Origin of the sequence: Sphingomonas canadensis, assembly GCF_026013525.1 — a bacterium.
GTDB classification, from domain to species: Bacteria; Pseudomonadota; Alphaproteobacteria; order Sphingomonadales; family Sphingomonadaceae; genus Sphingomonas; species Sphingomonas canadensis.
This window is the reverse complement of record NZ_JAPDRA010000008.1, coordinates 210,231-216,230: the sequence shown is the minus strand read 5'-3', so window position 1 is coordinate 216,230 and position 6,000 is coordinate 210,231. Positions and strand designations below refer to the sequence as shown.

9 protein-coding genes are annotated in these 6,000 nt (G+C 68.0%); 6 read left to right on the top strand and 3 right to left on the bottom strand.

Annotated elements, in window-relative coordinates; genetic code table 11:
• The 3 genes from OM513_RS15810 to ykgO form a co-directional block, all read right to left on the bottom strand.
• The coding region (locus OM513_RS15810) for an IS5 family transposase (protein WP_264945548.1) at positions 1-297 on the bottom strand (297 nt) is incomplete at its 3' end.
• 80 nt (positions 298-377) lie between these two features.
• Positions 378-1,025 (bottom strand): HAD family hydrolase, encoded by a 648-nt coding sequence (locus OM513_RS15805; RefSeq protein ID WP_264945547.1) that lies wholly within the window; start codon positions 1,023-1,025, stop codon positions 378-380.
• Positions 1,026-1,100: 75 nt separating this feature from the next.
• Positions 1,101-1,226, bottom strand: a complete 126-nt coding sequence (gene ykgO / locus OM513_RS15800) for a type B 50S ribosomal protein L36 (protein ID WP_264945546.1) — start codon at positions 1,224-1,226, stop codon at positions 1,101-1,103.
• A gap of 134 nt (positions 1,227-1,360) precedes the next feature.
• Between ykgO and OM513_RS15795 the strand changes: the two genes are divergently transcribed.
• The 6 genes from OM513_RS15795 (at position 1,361) to gpmA (ending at position 5,962) form a co-directional block, all read left to right on the top strand.
• Complete coding sequence (locus tag OM513_RS15795) at positions 1,361-1,975, top strand: DUF4136 domain-containing protein (protein ID WP_264945544.1); 615 nt, start codon at positions 1,361-1,363, stop codon at positions 1,973-1,975.
• Positions 1,972-3,090 (top strand): M14 family metallopeptidase, encoded by a 1,119-nt coding sequence (locus OM513_RS15790; RefSeq protein ID WP_264945543.1) that lies wholly within the window; start codon positions 1,972-1,974, stop codon positions 3,088-3,090. Before OM513_RS15795 ends, OM513_RS15790 begins: the two co-directional genes overlap by 4 nt.
• 19 nt (positions 3,091-3,109) lie before the next feature.
• Complete coding sequence (locus tag OM513_RS15785) at positions 3,110-4,162, top strand: hypothetical protein (protein WP_264945542.1); 1,053 nt, start codon at positions 3,110-3,112, stop codon at positions 4,160-4,162.
• Entirely contained in the window at positions 4,159-4,620 is a 462-nt protein-coding gene (locus OM513_RS15780; RefSeq protein WP_264945541.1) for a GNAT family N-acetyltransferase, read from the top strand. Before OM513_RS15785 ends, OM513_RS15780 begins: the two co-directional genes overlap by 4 nt.
• A 160-nt stretch (positions 4,621-4,780) precedes the next feature.
• On the top strand, positions 4,781-5,236 hold the full coding sequence (locus OM513_RS15775) for a GNAT family N-acetyltransferase (RefSeq protein ID WP_264945540.1): 456 nt from the start codon (positions 4,781-4,783) through the stop codon (positions 5,234-5,236).
• Between the two features lie 39 nt (positions 5,237-5,275).
• Complete coding sequence (gene gpmA, locus OM513_RS15770) at positions 5,276-5,962, top strand: 2,3-diphosphoglycerate-dependent phosphoglycerate mutase (RefSeq protein WP_264945539.1); 687 nt, start codon at positions 5,276-5,278, stop codon at positions 5,960-5,962.
• Positions 5,963-6,000: the final 38 nt, after the last annotated feature.

The window sequence follows — 6,000 nt, the reverse complement described above, 5'->3', positions numbered from 1 at the left end:
ACGCACGATCGAACTGTCGATCATCAAATACTCGTTGTCGCGGTCACGTGCGAGCATGGCAAAGATGCTCTCCCACACGCCCGCGCGCGCCCAGCGGGTGAAGCGTTTGTGCACCGTCTTGTACTTGCCATAGCGCTCAGGAAGGTCCGACCAGCGCGCGCCGGATCGCAAGACCCACAAAACACCGTTTATAAACAATCGATTATCCACCGCCGTCCGGCCAGGATCGCTCTCCTTGCCCCGTAGCATCGGCTCGATCCGATGCCATTGCGCTTCGCTCAACTCGTATCGCTTGATCCCCATGGTGCCTCCGCAACTGCAGAAACCCATGAATCAGACATCCCTACCTTTGGGAATCCTCTGAATGTCGATACAGCCTAGAGCAATCCCACCTGTTCCAGCTCCTGCTGCAGCATCGCCGCGCGGGCGGGGTCGGGGCCGGTGAAGTGCAGCGCGGGGATGCCCAGATCGCGCGCCGCGGCGATGTTGGCGGCGTTGTCGTCGACGAACAGTCCTTCGTGCGGCGCCAGTCCGAACCGGTCGAGCGCCAGGCGGAAGATCGCCGGATCGGGCTTCGCCAGCTTCTCGTCGCCCGAAACCACGATGTCGCGGAACCGGTCGAACAACGGCTGCTGCGTCGCGCGGAAGCGCGGCCAGAATTCGCCCGAATAGTTGGTGATGGCGAACAGCGGCACGCCCGCCGAATCGAGCGCCTCCACGATCGGATGCACGCCGGGAATCGGCGGCCCCATCGTCTCCAGGAAGCGCGGCCCCCATTGGGCGATCAGCGCGGCATGCTCCGGAAAGCGCGCGCTCAGCTCCGCCGAAGTCTCCGCGAAGGGGCGCCCGGCGTCGTGCTGGAAATGCCACTCGCGGGTGACGACATTCTCCAGAAATGCGTCGAGCGCCCGATCGTCAGCGATCAGGCGCTCGTACAGGAACCGCGGATCCCAGGAGAACAGCACGTCGCCGACATCGAAGATGACGGCGCGGGGCTTGATAACGGCGCCGGCCCGCTCCTCCACCGGGCCTCCCATAGCATAAGCTGCCGCTGGGAGGCCGGGTGGGGGAGCGGGCCGGCGCCGCACCGTCAAACGGAATCAGCCCTGGCGGGCTTTGAACCGGCGGTTGGTCTTGTTGATCACGTAGATCCGGCCGCGGCGGCGGATCACGCGGTTTTCGCGGTGCCGCCCCTTGAGCGACTTGAGGGAATTGACGATCTTCATGACCGATTCGCTTCTCGAATTTCGGGTTGTCTGGAAAAGAGGCGCCCGCCTATCGGCGCGGGCCGCACAAGTCAAGGCGGAGTCGGGCGGGAACCGAATTGTTACGCACCGGGTTTGAATCACACTCGCCCGCGATGGAGACCATGCCCATGAATATCGCCGCACGTATCATCGCCCTTGCCGCCGCCGCGCTGCTTTCCGCCTGTGCCAGCACGGGGGCGATTCGTTCCGGGCCGGTGGAGGTAACGCGATACCATCTGGGCGCCGCGGTGGTGCCGGGCAGCGTCGCGGTCACCACTGCGGGCGCATTCGCCGGGGTCAGCCCGGAAGATGCGCTCTATACCGGCGCGGTCGCCGCCGAACTGGGCCGGGCCGGCTATTCCCCGGTCGCGGGCGAATCGTCGGAGTTCATCGCGCTCGTGAGCTATTCGCGGATCGCGCGCGGCCAGGTGCGCGAACGTCCGCCGCTGACCATCGGGATCGGCGCGGGCAGCTTCGGCGGCAATGTCGGCGTGGGCGCGGACGCCAGCTTCGGCATCGGCGGAAAGACGCGCGAGGTCTATGCCACCGAGCTGGTGGTGCAGCTCAAGCGCCGTTCCGACGGCACGATCCTGTGGGAAGGCCGCGCCATCGCCGAGGCGGCGGGAACGGCTCCCGCGGGGCAGCCCGGCGCGGTCGCGCAGCGGCTGGCGGCGGCGCTTTTCAGGGGCTTTCCCGGCGAGTCGGGCATCACTATCACGGTGAAATGACCATCCACATCAACGCCGCGTTCGACAGCGGCAACATCCGCGTGATCGGCATCGAGGGCGACCGCGTCGACCTGGAGATCGCCAAGGATCACAAGTCCGATTTCTACCAGTGGTTCCATTTCCGCGTGGCCGGGGCGAAGGGGCGGACGCTCACCTTCCGCATCCTGAACGCGGGCGGCGCGGCCTATGCCTTCGGCTGGCCGGGCTATCGCGCGCGCTGGAGCACCGATCGCGCGGCGTGGCGCACCACCGATACCGGCTATGCCGACGGCGTGCTGAGCTTCACCCGCGCGATCGACAGCGACGTGATCTGGTTCGCCTATTTCGCGCCCTATTCGATGGAGCGGCACCAGGATTTGCTCGCCCGCATCGCCGCGCGGCCGGGCGTCTCGCTGCGCCAGCTCGGCACCACGCTGGACGGCCAGCCGCTCGATTGCGTGACGCTCGGCACCGGCGCGAAGCAGGTGTGGTTCTATGCCCGCCAGCATCCGGGCGAATCGATGGCCGAATGGTGGGCCGAAGGCGCGCTGGAGAAGCTGACCGATCCCGATGACGCGACCGCGCGGGCGCTGCGCAAGGCCGCGACCTTCCACATCGTCCCCAACATGAACCCGGACGGATCGCGCCGTGGCCATCTGCGCACCAACGCGGCGGGCGTGAACCTGAACCGTGAATGGCATTCCCCCACGCCCGAACGCAGCCCGGAAGTGCTCGCGGTGCTCGCCGCGATGGACGAGACCGGCGTGGATTTCGCGATGGACGTCCACGGCGACGAGGCGATCCCGGCCAATTTCCTGGCGGGGTTCGAGGGCATTCCTTCCTGGACCGACGCACAGGGCGGCAAATATTACGAGTTCGGCCGCCGGCTGGCGGAGACGACGCCCGAATTCCAGCTAGAGCTGGGCTATGAGAAGTCGGCGCCGGGCACGGCCAATCTGTCGATGTCGACCAACCAGCTTGCCGAGCGCTTCGGCGCGGTGTCGATGACGCTGGAGATGCCGTTCAAGGACCATGACGCGAACCCGGACCCCGAGTTCGCCTGGAGCCCGGCCCGCTGCAAGGCGCTGGCCCACGCCTGCCTGGATACGCTGGCGGGGATGATCGACGGTATCTGATTTCCGGGAGGGGGATAGAATGCGCAACATTGCCGCGGCGGCGATCGCCGTGCTGGGCCTGGGTGCAATGCCGGCGCAGGCGCAGCCTGCGGGCGAGCCGGTGTCGGACATCTCGACGCTGGTACATGCCAATTCGTGGCCGGGGCCCGATCAGCTTCGCGGCGCCGGCCCCGCCGGCAGCGCGGAGGGCTGGCTGACCCCCGCCGACATTCCCGGCGCGATTCTCGCCTCCGCCGAGGGCAAGTCCGCCGGACCGCGCTTCCAGATCACGCTGGCACAGGTCGGGATCGAGGTGACGGTGGAGGCGGACGATTCGGTCAGCGATTGCCGGGGCACCTATGGCCAGTCCGATCTGGCCCCGCAGCTTTGCGCGCTGATCCGCGAGCGCGGCCGTTTCCGCCATGCGCTGAGCGTGGGCGGGATGCCGGTGCGGGGTGTCGTGCAACTCACCGTACAATATTCGATCAACGGCGAGGGCGGGAACACCGGGTTGCCGCCCGCGCCGATGTCGTTTTCCCGCTGGCCGGTGCTGAGCTATCGCGATCGGGTCCAGATCGTGACGCAGCCCGATTGGCGGCGCTTCTCAAAGGTTCGCGACGGCCGCGCGACGGCGATCGAGCTGGGTTTCCGCAGCGGCGTGGTCGACAGGTGCGTGGTCCTCCGCCCAAGCGGCGATGCGGCGCTCGATCGCGCCACCTGCGCCGCAGCGAAGACCGGCATCTACCGGCTGGATCCCGACAGCAGCTATCAGAGCCTGCCGATGATCGTCCGCTGGCGGCGCGACGGCGCAGTGGCGAACCTGCCGGTGCGCGCGGAGTCGCAACGCCCCGGGCCGGCGAACGGGCAGGCGCTGGTCGTCACCGGCGTTGCCGGAACGGCGGGTGCCTCCGCCCGGGTCGATCTTTCGGTGACGGGCGCGGTCACGCGCTGCTGGATCGCCACCAGCGCGGGCAGCGACGCCGCCGATATCGCGATGTGCCGGGCGCTGACCGCGGCGCGATTCGATCCGGCGCGCGACGTGTTCGACGAACCCTTCGAAAGCACCTATTTCGCCCAGGTGCGCTTCGAATGATGCAGATCCGCGACGGCGGGCTGGACGATCCCCGGGTCATCGCGCTGCTGGAGCTGCATGCGCGCGGGATGCTGGACAATTCGCCGGCCGATAGCTGTCATTTCCTCGACCTTTCGGGGCTGAAGGTGCCGGAGGTGCGCTTCTGGTCGGCCTGGGACGGCGAGGAGCTGCTGGGCATCGGCGCGGTGAAGGCGATCGAACCCGGCCATGGCGAGGTCAAGTCGATGCGCACCGCGCCGCAGCATCTGGGCAAGGGCGTGGGCGCCGCGATCCTGGAGCATATCCTGGCCGCCGCGCGCGCCAGCGGCTGGCGGCGGCTGAGCCTGGAGACCGGCTCCACCCCAGCCTTTGACGCGGCGCATGCGCTGTATCGCAAGTACGGCTTCGTCCCCTGCGGCGCGTTCGGCGGCTATCCCGCGGACGATCCGTTCAGCCGCTTTCTGACGCTGGAACTGTGAACGGCGCGGCGCATCTGCCGCAATGCACAAGTTTTTTCCGCCGCGGCATCGACAAATGCGATTCGCTCGCGATAAGCAGGGTGCTTCACGCTTTGGGGGGAGCGTCCGTACCGATGAGACAGGTGATTTTGCGCGCGCGCCGCACGGCGGGCCTTCGCTGATGCAGATCCGCGAAGGGGGCCTCGACGATCCCAGGGTGACCGCGCTGCTGCGGATGCATCTGGACGATGTCCGCGCCAATCCCACGCCCGGCGGCGCGCATGTGCTGGACGTCGCGGGGCTGAAGAAGCCCGGGGTCGCCTTCTGGACGGCGTGGCGCGGCGAGGATCTGCTCGGCTGCGCGGCGCTGAAGGAGGTCGAGCCCGGCCATGGCGAGATCAAGTCGATGCGCACCGTTCCCGATCAGGTGCGGCGCGGCGCCGGATCGGCGCTGATGGTGCATATCCTGTCGGAAGCGCGCGCGCGGGGATACCGGCGGCTGAGCCTGGAAACCGGCGCCACCCCGGCGTTCGAGGCGGCGCAGGCGCTCTACCGCCATTTCGGCTTCACCCCCGCCAATCCCTTCGGCGAGTATAAGCCGGACCCGCTCAGCATCTTCATGTCGCGGGTGATCTAGGCTAGCGGCACCCGCGACAGCCAACCACCGGAGTCGCCAATGCCCAATCTCGTCCTGATCCGCCACGGCCAGTCCGCCTGGAACCTTGAGAACCGCTTCACCGGCTGGTGGGACGTGGACCTGACCGAGAAGGGCACGGCGGAGGCATGGGCCGCGGGCGCGCTGATGCGCGACAAGGGGCTGGATTTCGATCTGTGCTTCACCAGCCTCCAGACGCGCGCGATCAAGACGCTGCACCTGGCGCTGGAGGCGATGGGCCGGCTGTGGCTGCCGGAGGAGAAGAGCTGGCACCTGAACGAGCGCCACTATGGCGGGCTGACCGGGCTCGACAAGGCGGAGACCGCGGCCAAGCATGGCGACGAGCAGGTGAAGATCTGGCGCCGCAGCTTCGATGTGCCGCCGCCGATGCCCGAGCCTGATTCGCCGTGGGACCTGTCGCGCGACCTGCGTTACGCCGGGGTGCCGATCCCGCAGACCGAGAGCCTGAAGGACACGATCGCGCGCGTGCTGCCCTATTGGGAACAGCGGATCGCGCCGGAGCTGAAGGCCGGCAAGCGCGTGCTGATCGCCGCCCATGGCAATTCGCTGCGCGCGCTGGTGAAGCATCTCTCGGGCATCCCGGATGACGAGATCACCGGGCTGGAAATCCCCACCGGCCAGCCGATCGTCTATGCGCTCGACGCGGCACTGAACGCCACGGACCGCTATTATCTGAGCGAGCGGTAAGCGCCGGAGCCCCTTCCCGCCGGGGGAGGGGCTGGGCC